We start from the raw sequence: 20,421 nt of genomic DNA, 5'->3' as shown, positions 1-20,421 counted from the left end.
AACCTGGTTCACCCTCCAGCCGCACAGAAGCGATCGGAACGAACGACCATGCGGCGACACCTCGTCCCCGCCCCGCTGCTCCTCCCCCTCGCCCTCCTCGCCTCGGCCTGCGGCGGGAACTCGGCCGCCGACTCCTCCATCGGTTCCGGCGGCGACACCGACTGCAAGGGATCCCTCACGCTCAACGTCGTTGACCAGAAAGGCGGTTCGGAGGCCGTACTGCGGGCCGCCGGGGGACTCAAGAACCTGGACTACAAGATCAAGTGGTCCACCTTCACCTCTGGCACACCCCGAGTCCTGACCGCGCGATGAGCGTCCACCTCCACTGGTTCCTGCCCACGGGCGGCGACGGCCGCACCCTCGTGGACCGGCACGCGTACGCCTCCAGCACCGGCAGCGCGAACCGTCCCGTCAAGGGCGTACGACCACCGGACATCGAGCATCTCGCCCAAATAGCCAAGGCGGCCAAGCAGTTGGGTTTCGAAGGGGGGCTGAGGCCGACCGGCACCTGGTGCGAGGACGCCTGGCTGACGAGCGTCGCACTCGCCCAGCACACCGAACGGCTGAAGTTCCTGGTGGCGTTCAGGCCCGGCGTGATCTCACCGGCGCTCGCCGCGCAGATGGCGGCGACCTACCAGCGCATCACCCGCGGGCGCCTGCTGCTGAACGTCGTCACCGGCGGCGACTCCTCCGAGCAGCGGCGCTTCGGCGACCACCTCGACCACGACCGGCGGTACACCCGTGTCGACGAGTTCCTGGCCGTTGCACGATGGGCGTGGAGCGGTCGGCCGTACGACTTCGACGGTGTCCACTACCAGATCGAGGACGGGCTGACCGCCCTGCCGCCCCATCCGGTGCCGCCGCCCTTATTCGGCGGGTCCTCGACCGCCGCAGGGCCGGTCGCGGCGCGGCACGCGGATGTGTATCCGACCTGGGGCGAACCGCCGGCGCAGGTGTAGGAGAAGATCGACTGGATTCGGTCGCCGGCCGAGTGTGAGGGGCGCACGGTCCGCTTCGGGGTCCGGCTGCACACCATCTCGCGGGACTCGTCGGCCGAGGCCTGGTCGACCGCGTACCGGCTGCTCGACGACCTCGACACGAGGACGGTCGCGGCGGCGCAGGCGGCGCTCGGTCGCAGTGAGTCGGTGGGGCAGCAGCGCATGGTCGCCCTGCACGGCGGCTCGCGCGACAAGCTGGAGGTCTACCCGAACCTGTGGGCGGGCGCCGGTCTCGTGCGGGGCGGCGCGGGCACGGCGCTCTCGTCGGCAGCCACGGCGAAGTCGCGTGGGGGCACCTCCCACGCCCGTTCAGGGCAGAGGAGGAGGATCGAGGAGTACCACACGCTGGGCGTCGAGCACTTCGCGCTCTCCAAGTATCCGCATCTGGAGGAGGCGTACCGGTTCGGCGAGGGTGTCATTCCCAAGCTGGCGGCTCGTGGGCTGCTGGAGCGTACTCCGAGGACGGCCGGGGGTTCGCCGCTGCTGGTGGCGAGTGTTCGCTGAACGTGCGAGGACCGTCGCGGGAAGATCCTCGCCTCTCCCCCGGTTAGTAGAAATGTGAACGATACCGGGATGCGCGATGGCGTACGAGAAGTGGATGTCGTCGTCATAGGCGCCGGCCAGGCCGGTCTGGCCGGCGCCTATCACCTGCAGCGCACCGGCTTCGTGCCGGAGCGCGACTTCGTCGTGCTCGATCACGCCCCGCGTCCTGGTGGCGCCTGGCAGTTCCGCTGGCCCTCGCTCACCTACGGCAAGGTGCACGGGATGCATGCGCTGCCCGGCATGGAACTGACGGACGCCGATCCGGCGCGGCCGTCCGCCGAGGTCATCGGTGAGTACTTCGACACGTACGAGCGCACGTTCGATCTGAAGGTGCGCCGTCCTGTGGAGGTACGGGCGGTGCGCGAGGGCGACGGAGACGGGCGGCTGCTCGTCGAGACCTCGGACGGCGACTGGTCCGCGCGGGCGCTGATCAACGCCACGGGTACCTGGGACCGGCCGTTCTGGCCGCGCTACCCGGGCCAGGAGACCTTCCGGGGGCGGCAGTTGCACACCGCGCAGTACCCCGGGCCCGAGGAATTCGCCGGGCAGCGGGTGGTCGTGGTGGGCGGGGGTGCGTCCGGAACCCAGCATCTGATGGAGATCGCTCCGTACGCCGCCGAAACCACGTGGGTGACCCGGCGTCCGCCGGTCTTCCGCGAGGGGCCCTTCACCGAGGAGTTCGGGCGGGAGGCGGTCGCACTCGTCGAGGAGCGGGTACGGCAGGGGCTGCCGCCGAAGAGTGTCGTGTCGGTCACCGGACTGCCCCTCAACGACGCGATCCGGCAGGCGCTCGCCGACGGCGTCCTCGACCGGCGGCCCATGTTCGACCGGATCACCCCGGCCGGGGTCGAGTGGGCCGACGGTGAGCGCGTCGACGCCGACGTGATCCTCTGGGCGACCGGATTCCGGGCCGCGATCGACCATCTGGCACCGCTCAGGCTGCGCGAGCCCGGCGGCGGCATTCGCGTCGAGGGGACACGCGCGGTCGCCGATCCGCGCGTCCATCTGGTCGGCTACGGACCCTCGGCGAGCACGATCGGCACCAACCGGGCCGGGCGGGCGGCCGTACGGGACATCAGGCGGCTGCTCGACCAGGAGCCGGCCGCTGTCTGACGTCCCGTAGGGCCGCGTGGCCGTCAGGTCACTTGGCGGGCTGCCCGCTCTGCCGCCCCCGAGCCGGGCTCTTCTGGTTCTTCTGGTTCTGGTTGAACTCGGAGACGTTGCGCTGGTGTTCGGCGTAGTCGGCCGTGAAGCGGGTGTCGCCGGGCTTGACGGTGACGAAGTACAGCCAGTTTCCCGGAGTCGGGTTGATGGCGGCGCGCATCGCCTCCTCGCCGGGGTTGGCGATCGGTGTGGGCGGCAGGCCCATGCGCTGGTACGAGTTGTACGGGCTGTTCAGGCGGGTGTCGTCGGCCGTCGTTTTCAGCGTGGACCTGTTCAGCGCATAGTTGATGGTCGAGTCCATCTGCAGCGGCATCCCGCGTTCGAGCCGGTTGAAGATGACCCGGGCCACCTTCCCCATGTCCTGCTTGCCGGCGGCCTCGGCCTGGACAATGCTCGCGATGGTGACGGCCTGATAGACGTTCATGGCGTTGCGCTGCGCCCCGGCGGTGACCGGCGGGCCGCCGAACTTCTGGTTGGCGGTGTCGACCATGAACGACAGCAGGGACTCCGGGGTGGCCTTCTCCTTCAGTGGATAGGTCGCCGGGAAGAGATAGCCCTCGGGGTTGCCCTCGGCGTCGGTGGGGAGTTTCAGCCGGGCCTTGCCGAGCGACTTCTTCGTGCTCCCGGTCGGCAGGGCGAGGGCCTTGTCGACCGCCTCGTACACCTGGATGGAGCGCCAGCCCTCCGGGATCAGGAGGGAGGTCGGCCGGGGGTCCCCTTCGCTGTCGACGCTCAGCAGCGGCACCGCCACTGCGGTGGCCGCGACAACGGCACCGGTCGCGATGAGGACGGCCCGGCCACGGCGCGTCAGGCGAATCGTTCTCCGTGACGGAGTGTTCATCAGCATGCGGGCACGGTAACCCGCGAAACATCATAAACCCGACATATCTTCAGCTTGTCCGACCGCGCATGTCACCCGGTCGGCTCCAGCTGGGCGTCCCGACGCACAAGGGCCGCGTACCGCCCGCCACGCCGCAGCAGTTCCTCGTGCGTGCCCCGTTCGACCGCGTGCCCGGAGTCCAGGACCACGATCTGGTCGGCGCCCCGGATGGTGGACAGCCGGTGGGCGATGGTGAGCGTGGTGCGGTTGGCCGACAGGGCGTCGATGGCTTCCTGGACGGCGTGTTCGGTGCGCGTGTCCAGGGCGCTGGTCGCCTCGTCCAGGATGAGGACGGGCGGGTCGCGCAGGATCGTACGTGCGATGGCGAGGCGCTGTTTCTCGCCTCCGGAGAAGCGGTGGCCGCGCTCACCGACGACCGTGTCGTACCCGTCCGCCAGGGACGAGATGCGGTCGTGGATCTGGGCCGCCCGCGCCGCCGCGTGCAGTTCCTCGTCGGTGGCGTCCGGTTTGGCGAAGCGCAGGTTGTCGGCGACCGTGGCGTGGAAGAGGTACGTCTCCTGGGAGACGACGCCGACCGCGCGGGCGAGCGTGTCGAAGTCGAGGTCGCGGACGTCGACGCCGTCGATGGTGACTCGGCCGCCCGTCACGTCGTACAGCCGGGGCACGAGGTGGCCCAGCGTGGACTTGCCCGCGCCGGTGGGGCCGACGATCGCCAGGCTGCCGCCCGCCGGGACGGTGATGTCGACGCCGTCGAGGATCGGACGGCTCTTGTCGTCGTAGCGGAACTCGACGTCCTCCAGCCGGACTTCACCCTTGATCGTGTCGAGGTGGACCGGGTTCTCGGGCTCGGTGATGTCGATGGGCAGGTCGAGGTACTCGAAGATGCGCTGGAAGAGCGCGAGCGAGGCCTGGATCTGGACGCCGGTGCTCAGCAGACTGACGGCCGGGCGGAACAGTCCCTGCTGGAGCGAGACGAAGGCGACGAGCGTGCCGATCGAGACGGTCGGGCCGCCGAACTGGAAGGCGAGACCCGCGGCCCAGTAGATGACGGCGGGCATGGCGGACATGACGATGCCGATGACAGCCATCCGCCAGCGGCCGGCCATGCTGGCGCGCACTTCGAGGTCGACCAGACTTTCGGACTCCGCGGCGAAGGACTGCGTGAGCGAATCGGAGCGGCCCATCGTGCGGCCGAGCAGGATGCCGCTGACCGACAGCGACTCGGTGACCGTGGCGGCCATCGCGGCCATCTGCTTCTGGCGTTGGGTGGTGATCCGCTTGCGTTCGTTGCCGACGCGGCGGCTGATCCACACGAACACCGGCAGGAGGAGCAGCGAGACGACGGTCAGGCGCCAGTCGAGGGCGACCATCGCGACGATCGTGGCGACGACGCTGGTGAAGTTGGAGACCAGGGAGGTCGCGGTGGAGGTGACGGTGGCCTGCATACCGCCGATGTCGTTGGCGATGCGCGACTGGACCTCACCCGTGCGGGTGCGGGTGAAGAAGGCGAGCGACATGTTCTGCAGCCGGCCGTAGACGGCGGTGCGCAGGTCGTGCATGACGCGCTGGCCGACGGTGGTGGAGATCAGTGTCTGCAGCACACCGAGGACGCCACCGAGGACGGCGCTGACGATCATGCCGAGGGCGAGCAGGCTGAGCAGTCCGGTACGGCCCTCGGGGATCGCGACGTCGAGGATCTCCTTCAGGAGGAAGGGCGTCGCGACGGAGACGAGGGACGCCGCGGCGACGAGCAGGCCGACGACGGCGAGCCGACCGCGGTAGGGGCGGAAGAGTTTCAGGATGCGGCGGACCTGGCGCGGCTGGTCCGCCGAGTCTGCGGACGGGGTCCAGGCGGGTTGGCGGTCGGGTTTCATGGGCTCCTTCGGGAGACTTGGTGACGACGATTGGCGGAGCATAGCTCATTGTTACCTATACTCACAATGAACTGCATCCTGATATTGTTCCCGCATGAGTTCCCCCGACGCCGACGGTCCGCTCGCCGACCAGTTGCTGAGTCTGACCCGGCGTCTGCACCGCAGCCACAAACACCACCTGGAAGAGCGCGGAGTCGGCATCACCCCGGCCCAGTCCCGGCTGTTGCGCACCCTCTCGCACCATCTCCAGCACCACGGTTCCCCGCCACGGATGGCTGATCTGGCGGAGCGCCTGGAAGTGGTACCCCGGGCGGTGACGACGCTGGTGGACGCGCTGGAGACGAGCGGCAAGGTGCGCCGGGTGCCCGACCCCGACAACCGCCGGGTCATCCGGATCGAGCTCACGGACGACGGACGCAAGGCGCTGAGTGAGCTGCGTGGGGCGCGCAGAGCGGCGGCGGAGGAGATTCTCGCGCCGCTGACGGACTTGGAACGCAATGTACTGGGCGGCCTGCTGGACACGCTGATGGACGGGGGCGGGGCGGCGCCCGAGCGGCGCTGCTGAACCGGAGCGACACTGGTCCCGCAGAAGAACGGGCCGTGGGTCCACCTCCAGGAGCACTGGAGGTGGACCCACGGCCCGTTCGGACATCAGAGTTGGCGCAGGTCAGCTCGCGGTCTCCTTGACCTCGGCCACCTGGGCCGGAACCGCCACCTCCGCGGGTTTTTTCACGTCGGCCGCGTCGTCCTCTTCCGAGATCACGATCTCCCCGTCCAGCACCTTCTTCGCGCGCTCCAGGTCCAGGGCGCCCTCCCAGCGGGAGACCGCGAAGACGGCGACGCAGTTGCCGAGCAGGTTCGTGACGACGCGCATCGAGTCCATGATGCGGTCCACGCCGAGCAGCAGGGCGACCGCCCCGGCCGGGATGGCCCCGAGCGAGGAAGCGGTCGCGGACAGGGCGAGGAAGGCCGAACCGGGGATGCCGGCCATGCCCTTGCTGGTGAGCATGAGCACCAGGACCACGGTGATCTGCTGGCCGAGGCTGAGGTCCACACCCACCGCCTGGGCGATGAACAGGGTGCCGATGGAGAGATAGAGCGACGCGCCGTCGAGGTTGAAGGAGTACCCCGTGGGCAGCACCAGACCCACGGCGTCGTCGCGGGCGCCGGCCTTGCGCAGCTTCAGCATCACGCGCGGCATCACGGACTCGGTGGAGGCGGTGCCGAGCGCGAGGAGCATCTCCTCACGGATGTAGCGGAGGAACCTCCAGAGGCTGAGCCCGGTGACCATCTTGAGAGCGACGCCGAGCAGCGCGACGAAGAGCGCGGCAGCCGCGTAGCAGAGGATGATCAGCTTGGCGTACGTCTCGATCACGCCGAGTCCGTACTGGCCGATCAGGACCGCCATCGCGCCGAACACCGCGATCGGGGCGAGTCGCATGATGAAGCCGACGACCGCGAAGATGATCTCCTGGGCCTGCTCGATGGCGGGCAGCACCTTCGGCACCCTGGTGTGGCCGAGGTGGAGCAGCGCGGCGCCCACCAGGCAGGCCAGGATCAGCACCTGGAGGAGTTCGCTCTCGGCGAAGGCGCCGACGAAACTGGTGGGAATCGCGTTGACGACGAACTCGGTCGTCGAGGGCAGCGAGCCGCCCCCCGTCTTCGCGTCGATCGCCGAGGTGTCGAGCGTGGACGGGTCGACGTTCATGCCCGAGCCGGGCTGGACGATGTTGGCGGCAAGGAGCCCGATGACCAGGGCGAGCGTGCTCGCCACCTCGAACCAGATCAGGGCTTTGAGCCCGATCCGGCCGAACGCCTTGAGATCTCCGGCCTTGGCGATGCCGACGACGACCACGCAGAACACGAGCGGCGAGATGATCGTCTTGATGAGCCGGGTGAAACCGTCACCGAGCGGCTTGAGATCCGTGGCCACGTCGGGCCACAGCTTGCCGACGACGATGCCGAGCACAAGCGCGACGGCAACCTGCGCGAACAGTGAGGTACGCAGTATGCGTACGACGCGTCGCGGCAGGGACGGTACGGACTGCGGCACGAGCACTCCTCCAGGAAGTTTCTGGGATGCGGAAAAGTCCTTCCGCTTCAGAAACTATTGAGGAGTCATGGATCCCGTCTGCAACCTACGTATTTCAGCGGTGTAAATCATCGGCCGTCCCCACCGCGCGCAGAGCTGTCTCAGCAGCCGTCGCGGTCCTCCGTGAGCACCCCCTGCACGGTCACCAGCGAACGGTCGTGGCATCCGGCCGAGCCGTACAGCCGGTAGCGCTCGCTCGTCGTCCCGACGGCGTGGCGCTGGTCGCGCGGCACGTTCGCCGTATACGTCGCGTCGCCCGCGTACGCGTCGTCGAGCAACGACCACGCCGTACGCCGGCCCGCGAACGTCCCGGTGACGGCCTCCCGGTCGCCGAGTGTCAGCACGGTCCGCAGCCGGTCGCCCGCACCCAGCGTGGTCGTGCCGTCCATCGTGTACGTCCGTTGCGTACGGGTCGTCCTGGCCGGCCCGCGCCCGTCGACGGTGACGTCCTCGGCGTCTGTCCAGGTGGCGGTGAGTCCGTCGGTGTTCTCGCCGTCGGTCCAGCGGTGCACGGAGGTGTTGGTGAGGGCGCGGCTGACGGTGGTGACAACCCGGCCGTGCGAGGTGTCGACGTACCCGGCGACGGTCAGCCGGTGACCGCCCTCGGTGTCGAGGCGGTGCTGTTCGTCGGCTGAACCGGGCGTGTACACCGAGGAGTTGGCGAGGCCACCCGCACGGTGGGCGGTGAGCCTGCCGGTGACCCGCGCGCGCCCGGCGTCCTGCCAGACGAGGACGTTGACGGGGGTGCTCCAGCCCGCCTGTCCTTCCGGGACACCGACGACGGAGACCTCCAGGTCATGCGGCCGGCCGTCGTTGAGGAGCCCGGCGAAGGGTGTCAGATCGTATTCGATCGGTTTGATGTCGAATGCGCGTGGTCCCGGAACCACGTACCAGAGAAAGGGGTTGGACCAGCCGCCGGTCCACACGGTCGGGAACGGGGCGGCGATTCCGGCCGGTTGACCGTCGACCTTGATCTGCACCTCGCGGTACGGGCCGTCCGTGGCCTTGCAGGAGTAGGGGGCCGCGTCGGGGACGGTGAGGTACCAGTACTCCTCGCAGCCGCCGCCCGAACCGGTCGCGTACACCTCGGCGACGATGCGTTCGCTGTTCCGCGGAGTGGTGAGGGTGCCGTCCCGGAGGGTGAGGACGCGGTCGGGAGTGTCCTTCGCGGCGGGTGTCCCCGCTGCCTCCGCATAGAACGTCAGTGTGACCTTGACGTCGAGGATGCCGGTGTAGGTGTCGTTGACAACGTTTCCGATGAGCATCTCGACGGGCTGGACCTTGCTCAGGGTGTCGCTGTAACGCGTGACGTCCTTCTCGACGGACCAGGAGATGCCGTCGGGTGAGGGCTGCGGAGTGGAGGTACGGAGGACTTCGACGCCGCCGATGTGCAGATAGCCTAGGCGGTCGTACTGACGGCCCTTGACCTTGCCGTCCATCCGCAGCACGACCTTGTTCCAGCTCGAGCCGCAGCCGCTCGGCGGCCTGTACGTGCCCTCGTAGGGCGTGAAGTCCTTGAACCGGGCCTCGGCGACGGTGACTTCGCAGGGCCTGGAACCGACCGGGCGGGTGACCGCGGGCGCCGCGGTGACCGGGTCGTGCCAGTCGGTGCCGAACTCGGCGGGTACGTCGACGGGCTGGCCCGCCGCCTCGGCCGACCGGGCAGGGTTCGCTCCCAGGAGGGCGCTCGCCAGGAGGCTCGCTCCGGCAAGCATGGACATGATGATCCGGCTTCTCATGGCCGGTGTTCTACGGGCAGTCGGCCCCGCGCGGCAATGAGGCGAACAACCGCCAATCGGGCCGAAACCATGCCTCTCGCCGGAAAACCGTTTGCCTTCGACCACACGGTGACGCGAACCTTTCACGGCCCGTTGTCGGCCTTCCCGGCCCCTCCCACCCCCACATCCACCCCCTCATGCGAGATGCGAGCCACTGGGACGTCATGAAGATCCAAGACCTTCCGTACCGAGACCCGGGTGTACCGGACGCACGCTCGGGCCCCAGATTTCTGTGGTGGCTCTTCCGCAACCAGCTCGGCGGGCAGCTCACCGCCCTCGCCTGGGGACTGGTGCACTTCGTGGCCGTCTCCGGACTGCCGTTCGGCGTCGGGTTCGCCGTCCAGGCCGTCGTCGACCGCTCGGGCCAGCGGCTGGCTCTCGCGGGCGGGCTGATGGTGCTGTGCGGTGTGGCCATCGCACTCGGCGACAGCATGCTGCACCGGGCCGCGGTCACCAACTGGATCACGGCGGCGGCCCGCGTCCAGCAGTTGCTGGCCCGCAGGACCGCCCAGCTCGGCTCGGCGTTGACGCGGCGGGTCGCGGCCGGTGAGATCGTCGCGGTCTCCACGGGGGACGTGGAGAAGATCGGCTGGTTCGTGGAGGCCTTCTCCCGGTTCACCGCCGCCGCGCTGACCGTCGTGCTGGTCTGCGTCGGGCTGTACGTCTACCAGCCGGCGCTCGGCATCGTCGTCGCCGTGGGCATCCCGGTCCTCGCCCTCGCCGTACTGCCGCTGCTGCCGCGCGCCACCCGGCGGGCCGACTTCCAGCGGGAGAAGGCGGGCCGCGCGACCGAACTGGCCTCGGACACCGTCGCGGGACTGCGGGTTCTGCGTGGCATCGGTGGCGAGGAACTATTCCTCGACCGCTATCGCCGGGCCTCGCAGGAGGTGCGGCACGCGGCCGTGCGCAGCGCCCGTATGTGGGCGCTGATCTCGGCGGTCCAGGTGCTGCTGCCGGGTCTGCTGATGATCGCGGTCGTCTGGCAAGGTGTACACCTTGCCAGGCAGGGCCGGATCACCGTCGGCGAGCTGGTCACGGTGTACAGCGCGGTCATGCTGCTGACGTATCCGCTGCGGCACTTCGAGGAGATCGCCATGGCGTACTCCTTCTCCCGGCCCTCCGCGAAACGGGCCGCGGGGGTGCTGTCCCTGGAGCGCGCCACGGACACGGCGGGCTCGCGCGAGGCGGAGGTGCCGACCGGCGATCTGTACGACCCCACGACCGGGCTGCTGGCACCCGCCGGATGTCTGACCGCAGTGGTGTGCGGCGATCCGGACGCGGCGGGCCTGCTGGCGGAACGGCTCGGCGGGCACCCTTCGGAGAAGGGCACGTCGGCGCTCCTCGGTGGCGTACCGCTGGACGAGTTGCCGCTCTCCAGCACCCGCACGGCCGTCCTCGTCCAGGACAAGGACCCGGTACTGCTCTCCGGTTCGCTGCGCGAGCTGCTCGACGTGCCCTCCTCGGGTGCGGTGAGCGCCGCCGAGGCGCTGGCAGCCGCACAGTGCGGCGACGTGCTGGAAGCGCTCGTGCAGGGGTCGCTGGACGCCGAGGACCCGTTGGACGCGCGGATCACCGAGCGCGGGCGGTCGCTGTCGGGCGGGCAGCGCCAGCGGCTGGCGCTGGCACGGTCGCTGATCACGGACCCCGAGGTGCTCGTGCTCGACGAACCGACGTCAGCCGTCGACTCGCACACCGAGGCCCGGATCGCCGACGGAGTACGGGAGTTGCGCGCCGGCCGGACGACAGTGGTGTTCACCTCCTCGCCGCTGCTCCTGGACCACGCGGACCGGGTCGTGCTGATCCACGAGGACGAGGTCGCGGCCGTCGGTGTGCACCGCGAACTGCTGCACAAGGAACCGCGGTACCGGGCCGTGGTGACCCGGGAGACCGAGGACGAGGAAGCCATCGGCCGCGACCTGGGCAACCTCGACGACCTGGAAGAACTGGAAGAACTCAAGGAAATCGGAGAGACGGCATGATCGGCGTGGCGCCACCGGCGTACGACCCGGCGGCCCCGACAACGGCGAGCACCCTGCCGGTCGGCGCCCCCGCGACCGTACGCGCCTACGTGGCCGAACTGTTCCGCAGGCACCGGCGTGCCTTCCTGCTCCTGGTCACCGTCAACACGTTCTCCGTGGTGGCCTCCATGGTCGGCCCGTACCTGCTGGGCGACCTCGTCGAGCGGGTCTCGGACGACGCCCGCGAACTCCATCTGGAGCTCGTCGTCGGCCTGTTCGCCGCCGCGCTGGTCGTGCAGGCCGTGTTCGTACGGCAGGTGCGGCTGCGCGGCGCGATGCTCGGCGAACGGATGCTGGCCGATCTGCGCGAGGACTTCCTCGTCCGGGCGGTCGGGCTGCCGCCTGGCGTCCTTGAGCGGGCGGGCACGGGTGACCTGCTCTCCCGCATCACGACCGACATCGACCGGCTCGCCAACGCGATGCGCGAGGCGGTGCCGCAGCTCGCCATCGGCGTGGTGTGGGCGGCGCTGCTGCTCGGCGGGCTCGTCGTCACGGCGCCGCCGCTGGCGCCGGCCGTGCTCCTCGCGGTCCCGCTGCTGGTGGTCGGCTGCCGCTGGTACTTCCGGCGCGCGCCCTCCGCCTACCGCTCGGAGGCCGCCGGGTACGCCGCTGTCGCCGCCGTGCTCGCGGAGACCGTGGACGCAGGACGGACCATCGAGGCCCACCGCCTGGGCGACCGCCGGATCGAACTGTCGGACCGGCGGGTCAGTGAGTGGACGGCCTGGGAGCGCTACACGCTGTGGCTGCGGTGCGTGCTCTTCCCTGTCATCAACGCCACCCATGTGACCGTGCTGTGTTCGGTGCTGATGGTCGGCGGGGTCTTCGTGCTCCAGGGCTGGATCGGCGTCGGCCAGCTGACCACGAGCGCGCTGCTCGCCCAGATGCTCGTCGACCCGGTGGGGATCATCCTGCGCTGGTACGACGAGCTCCAGGTCGCCCAGGTGTCGCTGGCCCGGCTGGTCGGCGTCCGGGACATCGAGCCGGACGCCGGTGACCCCTCGCTGGCCCCGGACGGACGGGACGTGCACGCGGACCAGGTGCACTTCGGCTACCGGGAGGGCGTGGACGTGCTGCGCAAGGTGTCCCTGGAGGTCGCGCCCGGCACCCGGCTGGCCCTGGTGGGTCCCTCGGGCGCGGGCAAGTCCACACTGGGCAGGCTGCTCGCCGGGATCTACGCACCCCGGACCGGCCGTATCACCCTGGGCGGCGCGGAGCTGTCCAGGATGCCCGCCGAGGAGGTCCGCTCGCACGTCGCGCTGGTCAACCAGGAGCACCACGTCTTCGTCGGCTCGCTGCGCGACAACCTGCTGCTCGCCCGCACGGACGCCGGGGACGCGGAGCTGTGGGCCGCGCTCGGCGCCGTCGACGCGGAGGGCTGGGCCCGGGCGCTTGACGAGGGCCTGGACACCGAGGTCGGCTCGGGCGGGTTCGCGCTCACGCCGGCGCAGGCCCAGCAGATCGCGTTGGCCCGGCTGGTCCTGGCCGACCCGCACACGCTGGTCCTGGACGAGGCGACCTCGCTCCTCGACCCGCGTGCGGCCCGTCATCTGGAGCGGTCCCTGGCCCGGGTCCTGGACGGACGTACGGTGGTCGCCATCGCCCACCGGCTGCACACCGCCCATGACGCGGATGTCATCGCCGTCGTGGAGAACGGCCGGATCAGCGAGCTGGGCAGCCACGACGAGCTCGTTGCGGCGGACGGGGCGTACGCGGCGCTGTGGCGGTCGTGGCACGGGTGACAGACCGGTGAGCGGGCAGCGGGACGGGGCCGGGTCGGCTCCGTCCCGTTGCGCGGTCCCGGCGGTGGGTGGAACGCTGGAAGCGGCTTCCCGCCCATCCGGGCGGCGCCGGGGCCGGTCCCGACCCACCTGGAGGTACCCGTGGACAGTGACGAGGGATGGGGAGACGACGTCTACCAGCCCGACGGATCCGAGGTTCAGGACGACGCGGGTCTCCTCGACGCCGAGGACACCCTGGTCACGGACGGGGTCGATGATCCCCTCGACCGTGGCTGGTCCCCTCCGGACCGGCCCTGGGCGGTGGAGCGCACCGGTGTGACGGCGGCGGAGCGCCGTCAGGGCGAGACCCTGGACCAGCGCCTCGCCGAGGAACTGCCGGACGTCACGGCACCGGACGGCGACGGCATCGGCGACTGCGCGGACACGGACGGCGAGCCGCTGGACAACGAGGTGGGCGCAGTCCGCTCCGGCCGTCTGGTGGCCCCCAACGAGGGAGCGCACGAGGACGGGGAGAGCGGGCTGATCGCCACCGACGTGGGCATCGACGGCGCGGCCTCCTCGGCCGAGGAGGCCGCGATGCACATCGTGGACGAGGACGCCCTGTCCGGCTGACCGTCCCCCTGACGCAGGGGCCCCGCGGGGCCGACAGCCGAAGCAAGGAGTACACGCATGCAGCAGGACAAGCAGCCCGCCTACCAGCCGGTCGTCTTCCGGGACCGGACCGCCGGATACGCCTTCCTGACCCGGTCCACCGCGACGAGCGAGCAGACCATCGAGTGGGACGACGGTGAGACGTACCCGGTCGTGGACGTGGAGATCTCCTCGGAGAGCCACCCGTTCTACACCGGCAAGGCCCGACCGGTGGACACCGAGGGCCGCGTCGCCGCCTTCGAACGGCGATACGGCGGCGGTGAGGGCCAGAACTGAGACGGCTGTCTCGGCGGCCGACCTCAGATGAGGTTGAGCGCCGCCGCGCAGCCCACTCCCCCGAGCAGCATGAACGCCGGCATGAGCACCTTCAGTTCGACCCAGCTGCCCGCCCGGAACCGCAGCGCCTTCGGCGGGCCGATCGGGTACCAGCGCTTGCGGCCGATCGGGATGGGCCACAGGACCGGGCAGCCCGACACCGTCAGCGCGTCCCCGATGTCGTGCACCAGCGCGCCGAGCACGATCGGCAGCCCGAGCCACAGGTACGTCTGCCCCGGGTCCGTGAAGAGCCAGTCCGCGCCGTTGCCCGGCTTGTCCAGGACGCCGGCCAGGATCCAGGCGCTGGTCGCTGCCAGCAGCCAGACCAGGACATCGGCGCTGGACCCGCGCGTCGCCCGCCACAGCAGGCCTTCGATGGCGAGCACGATGTGCACGAAGAGGATCGCCAGCACCGCCCAACGGCCCCCGGCGATCGCCACCGCGGAGGCGCCCCCACCGGTCAGAACCGCCCACAGCCAGGTGTGCGTCAGTGTCCGGTGCCCGCCCGAGCGGCGCGGGTCGCCCTGCTTCTTCGTCGCCTTGTAGACGGCGTAGGAGAGCTTGTCGACGATCTCGCACAGGCCGCGCGAGATCGGGCCGAAGGCGTTCGAAATGGTCGCCGCCTTGTGGTCGAGGTCCGGGGCGAGTGCGGCACCGGCGCAGATCAGGGCACCGACCAGGAGCACCGGCCAGGGCATCGGCTTGCCGGCCGCGGCCGCGGCGGCTCCGACCCCGAGCCAGGCCGCGGCCCCCGAGAGTGAGTGTGCTGGTCCCATCATGGCCGTGTTCCGCCCTATTCCTCGTACGCCGCTGTCCAGTTGACCGGGTGCGCTGACGCTCCGTCGGCGACACAGCGTAGCCGCCATGATCTTCGGACGGGCATCCGATTCCCCCTTCACCTGGGATCACAGGCAAGATGGGGGCGTGACCCTCATCGATCAGCTGCCGAAGACCGCAGATCCCGACGCCCTCTACGAAGCCTTCGAGTCGTGGCAGCAGGAGCGCGGTCTCACGCTCTACCCGCACCAGGAGGAGGCGCTGATCGAAGTGGTCTCGGGTGCGAACGTGATCGTGTCGACGCCCACCGGCTCGGGCAAGAGCATGATCGCGGCGGGCGCGCACTTCGCCGCGCTGGCCCGGGACGAGGTCACCTTCTACACCGCTCCGATCAAGGCCCTGGTCTCGGAGAAGTTCTTCGAGCTGTGCAAGATCTTCGGCACGGAGAACGTCGGGATGCTGACCGGCGACGCCTCGGTCAACTCGGATGCCCCCGTCATCTGCTGCACGGCCGAGGTGCTCGCGTCCATCGCGCTGCGCGACGGCAAGCAGGCGGATGTCGGCCAGGTCGTGATGGACGAGTTCCACTTCTACGCCGAGGCCGACCGCGGCTGGGCCTGGCAGATCCCGATCCTGGAGCTGCCGCAGGCGCAGTTCATCCTGATGTCGGCGACACTGGGCGACGTCTCGATGTTCGAGCAGGACCTCACCCGCCGCACCGGCCGCCCGACCTCGGTGGTCCGCTCGGCGATCCGCCCGGTCCCGCTGTCGTACGAGTACAAGCTGACCCCGATGACCGAGACCCTGACGGAACTCCTGGACACCCGGCAGGCGCCCGTCTACATCGTGCACTTCACGCAGGCGCAGGCGGTGGAGCGGGCGCAGGCCCTGATGAGCATCAACATGTGCACGCGCGAGGAGAAGGACAAGATCGCCGAGCTGATCGGCAACTTCCGCTTCACCACCAAGTTCGGCCAGCACCTGTCCCGTTACGTCCGGCACGGCATCGGTGTCCACCACGCCGGCATGCTCCCCAAGTACCGGCGTCTGGTCGAGAAGCTGGCCCAGGCAGGCCTGTTGAAGGTCATCTGCGGCACGGACACCCTCGGCGTCGGCGTCAACGTGCCCATCCGCACGGTGCTGTTCACAGCGCTGACGAAGTACGACGGCAATCGCGTACGGAACCTGCGCGCGCGGGAGTTCCACCAGATCGCAGGCCGGGCGGGCCGCGCGGGCTTCGACACGGCGGGCTACGTCGTCGCCCAGGCGCCCGAGCACGTCATCGAGAACGAGAAGTCGCTCGCCAAGGCGGGCGACGACGCGAAGAAGCGCCGCAAGGTGGTCCGCAAGAAGGCGCCCGAGGGTTTTGTCGGCTGGACGGACAACACCTTCGAGAAGCTGATCACCTCCGACCCCGAGCCTCTGACGTCCCGCTTCCGGGTGACCCACACGATGCTTTTGTCGGTGATCGCCCGCCCCGGAAACGCCTTCGACGCGATGCGGCACCTGCTGGAGGACAACCACGAGCCGCGCAAGCAGCAGCTGCGGCACATCCGGCGCGCGATCGCCATCTACCGCTCGCTGCTGGACGGCGGCGTCGTCGAGAAGCTGGACGAGCCGGATGCGACCGGCCGTATCGTGCGCCTGACCGTGGACCTCCAGCAGGACTTCGCGCTCAACCAGCCGCTGTCCACCTTCGCGCTGGCCGCTTTCGAGCTTCTGGACCCGGAGTCGCCGTCGTACGCGTTGGACATGGTGTCGGTGGTCGAGTCCACGCTGGACGACCCGCGCCAGATTCTCGCGGCCCAGCAGAACAAGGCGCGCGGTGAGGCCGTCGGGGCGATGAAGGCGGACGGCGTCGAGTACGAGGAGCGCATGGAGCGCCTCCAGGACGTTTCGTACCCGAAGCCGTTGGAAGAGCTGCTCTTCCACGCCTACAACACGTACCGCAAGAGCCACCCGTGGGTCGGCGATCATCCTCTCTCCCCCAAATCAGTCATCCGTGACATGTACGAACGGGCCATGTCCTTCACCGAGTTGGTGTCCCACTACGATCTGGCCCGCACCGAGGGCATCGTGCTGCGCTATCTCGCCGGCGCCTTCAAGGCCCTCGACCACACCGTCCCCGACGACCTCAAGTCCGAGGACCTGCAGGATCTGATCGCCTGGCTGGGCGAGATGGTGCGCCAGGTCGACTCCAGCCTCCTGGACGAGTGGGAACAGCTCGCCAACCCGGAGGTGATGACCGCCGAGGAGGCCCAGGAGAAGGCGGACCAGGTCAAACCGGTCACGGCCAACGCGCGCGCGTTCCGTGTCCTCGTCCGCAACGCCATGTTCCGCCGCGTCGAGCTGGCCGCGCTCGACCAGGTGCAGGCGCTGGGCGAGTTGGACGCGGAGGCCGGCTGGGACGCCGACGCGTGGGGCGAGGCGATGGACAAGTACTGGGACGAGTACGAGGACCTCGGCACCGGCCCCGACGCCCGCGGCCCCCGGCTGCTGATGATCGAGGAGGAGCCGCAGAACAGGCTGTGGCGCGTCCGGCAGGCCTTCGCCGACCCGAACGGTGACCATGACTGGGGCATCAGCGCGGAGGTCGACCTCGTGGCCTCCGACGCGGAGAGCCGGGCAGTCATCAAGGTCACCGCCGTCGGCCAGCTGTGAGCACAGGAGAATCGCACGTATGACGAACGCAGCCGAGAGACTCGTCGACCTGCTCGATCTGGAGCAGATCGAGGTCAACATCTTCCGTGGCCGCAGCCCCGACGAATCCCTCCAGCGGGTCTTCGGCGGCCAGGTGGCGGGCCAGGCACTGGTCGCCGCCGGGCGCACCACGGACGGCGAGCGCCCGGTGCATTCGCTGCACGCGTACTTCCTTCGCCCGGGCCGGCCGGGCGTGCCGATCGTGTACCAGGTCGAACGGGTCCGTGACGGCCGGTCGTTCACGACCCGGCGGGTCACGGCCGTGCAGCAGGGCCGCACGATCTTCAATCTCACCGCCTCCTTTCACAAGCCCGAGGAAGGCAGCTTCGAACATCAGCTGCCGCCGGTCCGGAAGGTCCCCGATCCGGAGTCCCTGCCGAACGTCACCCAGGAGATCAAGGAGCATCTCGGCACGCTGCCCGAGCAGTTCGAGCGAATGGCGCGCCGTCAGCCCTTCGACATCCGTTATGTGGACCGATTGCTCTGGACCGCCGAGGAGGTCCAGCAGTTGGAACCGCGCAGTGCTGTGTGGATGCGCACGGTCGGTCCGCTGGGGGACGACCCGCTCGTCCACACGTGCGCGCTGACGTACGCCAGCGACATGACGCTGCTCGACGCCGTCCGCCTCCCGGTGGAGCCCTTGTTCGGCCCGCGGACCTTCGACATGGCCTCGCTGGACCACGCCATGTGGTTCCACCGGCCGTTCCGTGCGGACGAGTGGTTCCTGTACGACCAGGAGTCCCCCATCGCCACGGGCGGGCGCGGGCTGGCCCGCGGCCGGATCTACGACGTCGAGGGCAGGCTGCTCGTCTCCGTGGTCCAGGAGGGGCTGTTCCGAAAGCTGGGCTGAGGAGCCTCGTCCTGTTCAGACTCGCGCGGCGTGCTTCCGGTCCCGGGCGGGGCGTGGGTTTCTGCCGCGCAGTCGGCTCAACAGACCGCGGGTTCGCTCGGGTGCCTCGGGGCGGCTGTCCTGCTGCGGGGGCACGGACCGAACAGCCTCCTGCTCGAGCTCTTCGCCCGGGGGCGGGATCTGTTCCGCCCCCGGGCGCGGTGCGGGTCGGTGGTCACGGGCTTCGGCCAGGGTTCCGGTCAGGTCTGCGCGGAGCCAGCCGATCTCGTCCGGGTCTTCCGCCGTCATGATCCGTTCCGCGAGCCGGGCGGCGGGCGAACCCGGCACCCCGTGGGTCGGCTGCTCCGGCCGGAAGCGGTTCAAGTAAGAGCGTTCGTAAGGGTCGTTGACGAGTTCCGCGACCTGGGCGGGGTCGAGGAAGGACGCCACGACGGCGGCCCGCGCCCACGGGTCGTCGGCTGTTCGGAGCAGGAATCCCAGTTGTCGTCCCCGCCAGTTGCGGGGCCGCAGGTCAAGGCCTGCTTCGAGTCGGTCCCGCAGGCTCTGGGAAGTGCGGCCGGTCAGCAGCGGGGCGGAGTCCGTGCCTGCGGCGAACTGCCGTAGTTCGTCGGCGAGATACAACCAGACCACGGCCCTGTAGCGGTTGAGGTAGAAGTTCACCGGTGTCACCAGCCCAAGCCGCGCCAGGCGGGTGAACCGGGTGGGCGGTACATCCATGAGCTTCGCGCCATCCGCCGTACCCACCGCCCGGACGCGTTCTCGCAGTGTCCCCGGGAAATGTGCGTCGTTGCGCAGACGGTCGATCTCGTCGCGCGCGACGCGTCGGCCCCCACCCCCTTCGTCAGGCACGGTCCGGACACACCCGAGATGGACCGCGAGGTCGAACTCGCGGCGTTTCAGCCCCAGTTCGCGTGCGGCACGGCTGGGCGCGAACGGCGCGCCGGAGGTGCGGAGCGTGCCGGCGGCCGATGCGGTGGCCGTCTGGGTGGGTCGTGTGATGCTGACGCCGGACATGGTAGGTCTCCCCGTGGAGTGGATGGCCCGCGCCGTGTGCGCCGGCCTCGGGAAAAACCGTAGCCGGTTCGGCGCTCCGACCGGCGAGCCTGTGGATAACTCTCTCAGCGAGGCCGTATCCGCAGGTCAGATGTCTGACGCCGGAGTTTGCTCGGGTTGTCTGGCATCCACGTCGAGGTGTTCGCCGACCCGATTGACAAGCAGTGTCATCTCGTAGGCGATCTGGCCGATGTCGGCCTCCGCGGCGCTGAGTACGCACAGACAGCTGCCGGTGCCGGCCGCCGTGACGAACAGCACCGCGTCATCGAACTCGATCATCGTCTGACGCACCTTGCCCGCGCCGAAGTGGCGTCCCGAGCCTTTCGCCAGGCTGTGCAGGCCCGACGACACAGCTGCGAGATGCTCGGCGTCCTCTCGTCGAAGTCCTGTGCTGGCGCCTGTCACCAGCCCGTCGTTCGACAGGACTAGGGCATGCCGTATGTGTTCGACACGCTCGGTCAGATCGTCGAGCAGCCAGCCAAGTCCTTGGTTCTGCACCATGTTTGTGGTCTCCCCGTGCGGCAGGTCCTCCAAGCCGAAGGATCCGGTCAGTCAGCCTTCCCCACGGCCGACCCCCGAGCAAGGAGGATGGGTGCATGGCACAGAAGATGACTGCCGAGGAATGGCGGGCCTTCGTCTCGCACGGCACCCGCACCGGAAAACTGTCGACCGTCCGAGCCGACGGGAGCCCTCACGTGGCCCCGATCTGGTTTCTGCTCGACGGTGACGACCTTGTGTTCAACACGGGGAAGGACACGGTGAAGGGACGCAACCTGGCCCGTGACGGCCGGGTCGCCCTGTGCGTGGACGACGACCGGCCACCGTTCGCCTATGTGGTGATTCAGGGCCGGGCGACGCTGTCGGAGGAACTCGACGACGTCCGGCACTGGGCCGCGCGCATAGGCGCGCGCTACATGGGTGAGGCACGGGCCGAGGAGTTCGGTGCCCGCAACGGCGTTCCGGGGGAACTGCTCGTCCGCGTACACATCGAGAAGGTGTTGGCGCAGACGGCCGTCGCCCACTGAGGA

General features: G+C 69.6%; 16 protein-coding genes and 2 pseudogenes. 11 read left to right on the top strand and 7 right to left on the bottom strand.

Going from position 1 to position 20,421, the window contains the following annotated elements:
- Nucleotides 1-48 precede the first annotated feature (48 nt).
- The 3 genes and pseudogenes from G3I71_RS21990 to G3I71_RS21980 form a co-directional block, all read left to right on the top strand.
- Nucleotides 49-291: pseudogene (locus tag G3I71_RS21990) on the top strand (ABC transporter substrate-binding protein); the annotation flags it as partial.
- Nucleotides 292-308: 17 nt separating this feature from the next.
- A pseudogene (locus G3I71_RS21985) lies at nt 309-1,502 on the top strand (LLM class flavin-dependent oxidoreductase).
- A gap of 69 nt (nt 1,503-1,571) precedes the next feature.
- Nucleotides 1,572-2,654: an NAD(P)-binding domain-containing protein gene (locus G3I71_RS21980; protein ID WP_164316540.1), complete on the top strand. Its 1,083-nt coding sequence runs from the start codon at nt 1,572-1,574 to the stop codon at nt 2,652-2,654.
- Between the two features lie 28 nt (nt 2,655-2,682).
- On the opposite strand, the gene mltG is transcribed toward G3I71_RS21980, so the two are convergent.
- Both mltG and G3I71_RS21970 read right to left on the bottom strand, forming a co-directional pair.
- A complete protein-coding gene (mltG, locus tag G3I71_RS21975) occupies nt 2,683-3,552 on the bottom strand; it encodes an endolytic transglycosylase MltG (RefSeq protein WP_164316539.1) in 870 nt (289 codons plus the stop codon).
- A gap of 65 nt (nt 3,553-3,617) precedes the next feature.
- Complete coding sequence (locus G3I71_RS21970; RefSeq protein WP_164316538.1) at nt 3,618-5,420, bottom strand: ABC transporter ATP-binding protein; 1,803 nt, start codon at nt 5,418-5,420, stop codon at nt 3,618-3,620.
- Between the two features lie 94 nt (nt 5,421-5,514).
- Here G3I71_RS21970 and G3I71_RS21965 point away from each other — a divergent pair, with 94 nt between their 5' ends.
- Nucleotides 5,515-5,985, top strand: coding sequence for a MarR family winged helix-turn-helix transcriptional regulator (locus tag G3I71_RS21965; RefSeq protein ID WP_164316537.1), 471 nt, complete (start codon nt 5,515-5,517; stop codon nt 5,983-5,985).
- A 102-nt stretch (nt 5,986-6,087) separates the two neighbouring features.
- On the opposite strand, the gene G3I71_RS21960 is transcribed toward G3I71_RS21965, so the two are convergent.
- Both G3I71_RS21960 and G3I71_RS21955 read right to left on the bottom strand, forming a co-directional pair.
- On the bottom strand, nt 6,088-7,473 hold the full coding sequence (locus tag G3I71_RS21960; protein ID WP_164316536.1) for a cation:dicarboxylate symporter family transporter: 1,386 nt from the start codon (nt 7,471-7,473) through the stop codon (nt 6,088-6,090).
- 140 nt (nt 7,474-7,613) lie between these two features.
- Entirely contained in the window at nt 7,614-9,251 is a 1,638-nt protein-coding gene (locus tag G3I71_RS21955) for a peptide-N4-asparagine amidase (protein ID WP_164316535.1), read from the bottom strand.
- 203 nt (nt 9,252-9,454) lie between these two features.
- Between G3I71_RS21955 and G3I71_RS21950 the strand changes: the two genes are divergently transcribed.
- From G3I71_RS21950 to G3I71_RS21935, 4 genes are all read left to right on the top strand, one after another.
- On the top strand, nt 9,455-11,269 hold the full coding sequence (locus G3I71_RS21950; RefSeq protein ID WP_164316571.1) for an ABC transporter ATP-binding protein: 1,815 nt from the start codon (nt 9,455-9,457) through the stop codon (nt 11,267-11,269).
- A complete protein-coding gene (locus G3I71_RS21945; protein ID WP_164316534.1) occupies nt 11,266-13,047 on the top strand; it encodes an ABC transporter ATP-binding protein in 1,782 nt (593 codons plus the stop codon). Before G3I71_RS21950 ends, G3I71_RS21945 begins: the two co-directional genes overlap by 4 nt.
- Nucleotides 13,048-13,188: 141 nt before the next feature.
- Nucleotides 13,189-13,659 (top strand): DUF5709 domain-containing protein, encoded by a 471-nt coding sequence (locus tag G3I71_RS21940; RefSeq protein ID WP_164316533.1) that lies wholly within the window; start codon nt 13,189-13,191, stop codon nt 13,657-13,659.
- Between the two features lie 57 nt (nt 13,660-13,716).
- Complete coding sequence (locus G3I71_RS21935) at nt 13,717-13,974, top strand: type B 50S ribosomal protein L31 (RefSeq protein WP_164316532.1); 258 nt, start codon at nt 13,717-13,719, stop codon at nt 13,972-13,974.
- A gap of 23 nt (nt 13,975-13,997) precedes the next feature.
- On the opposite strand, the gene G3I71_RS21930 is transcribed toward G3I71_RS21935, so the two are convergent.
- Nucleotides 13,998-14,792, bottom strand: a complete 795-nt coding sequence (locus G3I71_RS21930) for a metal-dependent hydrolase (RefSeq protein WP_164316531.1) — start codon at nt 14,790-14,792, stop codon at nt 13,998-14,000.
- A 145-nt stretch (nt 14,793-14,937) separates the two neighbouring features.
- On the opposite strand from G3I71_RS21930, the gene G3I71_RS21925 reads away from it, so the two are divergent.
- Both G3I71_RS21925 and G3I71_RS21920 read left to right on the top strand, forming a co-directional pair.
- Nucleotides 14,938-17,451, top strand: a complete 2,514-nt coding sequence (locus G3I71_RS21925; protein ID WP_164316530.1) for a DEAD/DEAH box helicase — start codon at nt 14,938-14,940, stop codon at nt 17,449-17,451.
- 19 nt (nt 17,452-17,470) lie between these two features.
- The gene (locus tag G3I71_RS21920) at nt 17,471-18,340 is read left to right on the top strand and encodes an acyl-CoA thioesterase II (protein ID WP_164316529.1); all 870 of its coding nucleotides are present in this window, start codon (nt 17,471-17,473) and stop codon (nt 18,338-18,340) included.
- Between the two features lie 15 nt (nt 18,341-18,355).
- Here G3I71_RS21920 and G3I71_RS21915 read toward each other — a convergent pair whose 3' ends face one another.
- Together G3I71_RS21915 and G3I71_RS21910 are read right to left on the bottom strand one after the other, a co-directional pair.
- Nucleotides 18,356-19,354 (bottom strand): DUF6397 family protein, encoded by a 999-nt coding sequence (locus tag G3I71_RS21915; RefSeq protein WP_164316528.1) that lies wholly within the window; start codon nt 19,352-19,354, stop codon nt 18,356-18,358.
- 126 nt (nt 19,355-19,480) lie between these two features.
- Nucleotides 19,481-19,894 (bottom strand): roadblock/LC7 domain-containing protein, encoded by a 414-nt coding sequence (locus G3I71_RS21910; protein ID WP_164316527.1) that lies wholly within the window; start codon nt 19,892-19,894, stop codon nt 19,481-19,483.
- A gap of 95 nt (nt 19,895-19,989) precedes the next feature.
- Between G3I71_RS21910 and G3I71_RS21905 the strand changes: the two genes are divergently transcribed.
- Nucleotides 19,990-20,418 carry a PPOX class F420-dependent oxidoreductase gene (locus G3I71_RS21905; RefSeq protein WP_164316526.1) on the top strand — a complete coding sequence of 143 codons (429 nt, stop codon included), beginning with the start codon at nt 19,990-19,992 and terminating at the stop codon, nt 20,416-20,418.
- The last annotated feature ends 3 nt before the right edge of the window (nt 20,419-20,421 follow it).

It is taken from the genome of Streptomyces sp. SID12501 (assembly GCF_010550245.1).
Lineage (GTDB): Bacteria > Actinomycetota > Actinomycetes > Streptomycetales > Streptomycetaceae > Streptomyces.
This window is presented reverse-complemented; position numbering and strand designations above follow the sequence as displayed.

What these genes read in the sequence shown, in the direction of transcription:
- G3I71_RS21980 (WP_164316540.1), top strand. Translation starts at nt 1,572, where the DNA reads ATGCGCGATGGCGTACGAGAAGTGGATGTCGTCGTCATAGGCGCCGGC.
- mltG (WP_164316539.1), bottom strand. Translation starts at nt 3,552, where the DNA reads ATGCTGATGAACACTCCGTCACGGAGAACGATTCGCCTGACGCGCCGT.
- G3I71_RS21970 (WP_164316538.1), bottom strand. Translation starts at nt 5,420, where the DNA reads ATGAAACCCGACCGCCAACCCGCCTGGACCCCGTCCGCAGACTCGGCG.
- G3I71_RS21965 (WP_164316537.1), top strand. Translation starts at nt 5,515, where the DNA reads ATGAGTTCCCCCGACGCCGACGGTCCGCTCGCCGACCAGTTGCTGAGT.
- G3I71_RS21955 (WP_164316535.1), bottom strand. Translation starts at nt 9,251, where the DNA reads ATGAGAAGCCGGATCATCATGTCCATGCTTGCCGGAGCGAGCCTCCTG.
- G3I71_RS21950 (WP_164316571.1), top strand. Translation starts at nt 9,455, where the DNA reads ATGAAGATCCAAGACCTTCCGTACCGAGACCCGGGTGTACCGGACGCA.
- G3I71_RS21945 (WP_164316534.1), top strand. Translation starts at nt 11,266, where the DNA reads ATGATCGGCGTGGCGCCACCGGCGTACGACCCGGCGGCCCCGACAACG.
- G3I71_RS21935 (WP_164316532.1), top strand. Translation starts at nt 13,717, where the DNA reads ATGCAGCAGGACAAGCAGCCCGCCTACCAGCCGGTCGTCTTCCGGGAC.
- G3I71_RS21930 (WP_164316531.1), bottom strand. Translation starts at nt 14,792, where the DNA reads ATGATGGGACCAGCACACTCACTCTCGGGGGCCGCGGCCTGGCTCGGG.
- G3I71_RS21920 (WP_164316529.1), top strand. Translation starts at nt 17,471, where the DNA reads ATGACGAACGCAGCCGAGAGACTCGTCGACCTGCTCGATCTGGAGCAG.
- G3I71_RS21915 (WP_164316528.1), bottom strand. Translation starts at nt 19,354, where the DNA reads ATGTCCGGCGTCAGCATCACACGACCCACCCAGACGGCCACCGCATCG.
- G3I71_RS21910 (WP_164316527.1), bottom strand. Translation starts at nt 19,894, where the DNA reads ATGGTGCAGAACCAAGGACTTGGCTGGCTGCTCGACGATCTGACCGAG.
- G3I71_RS21905 (WP_164316526.1), top strand. Translation starts at nt 19,990, where the DNA reads ATGGCACAGAAGATGACTGCCGAGGAATGGCGGGCCTTCGTCTCGCAC.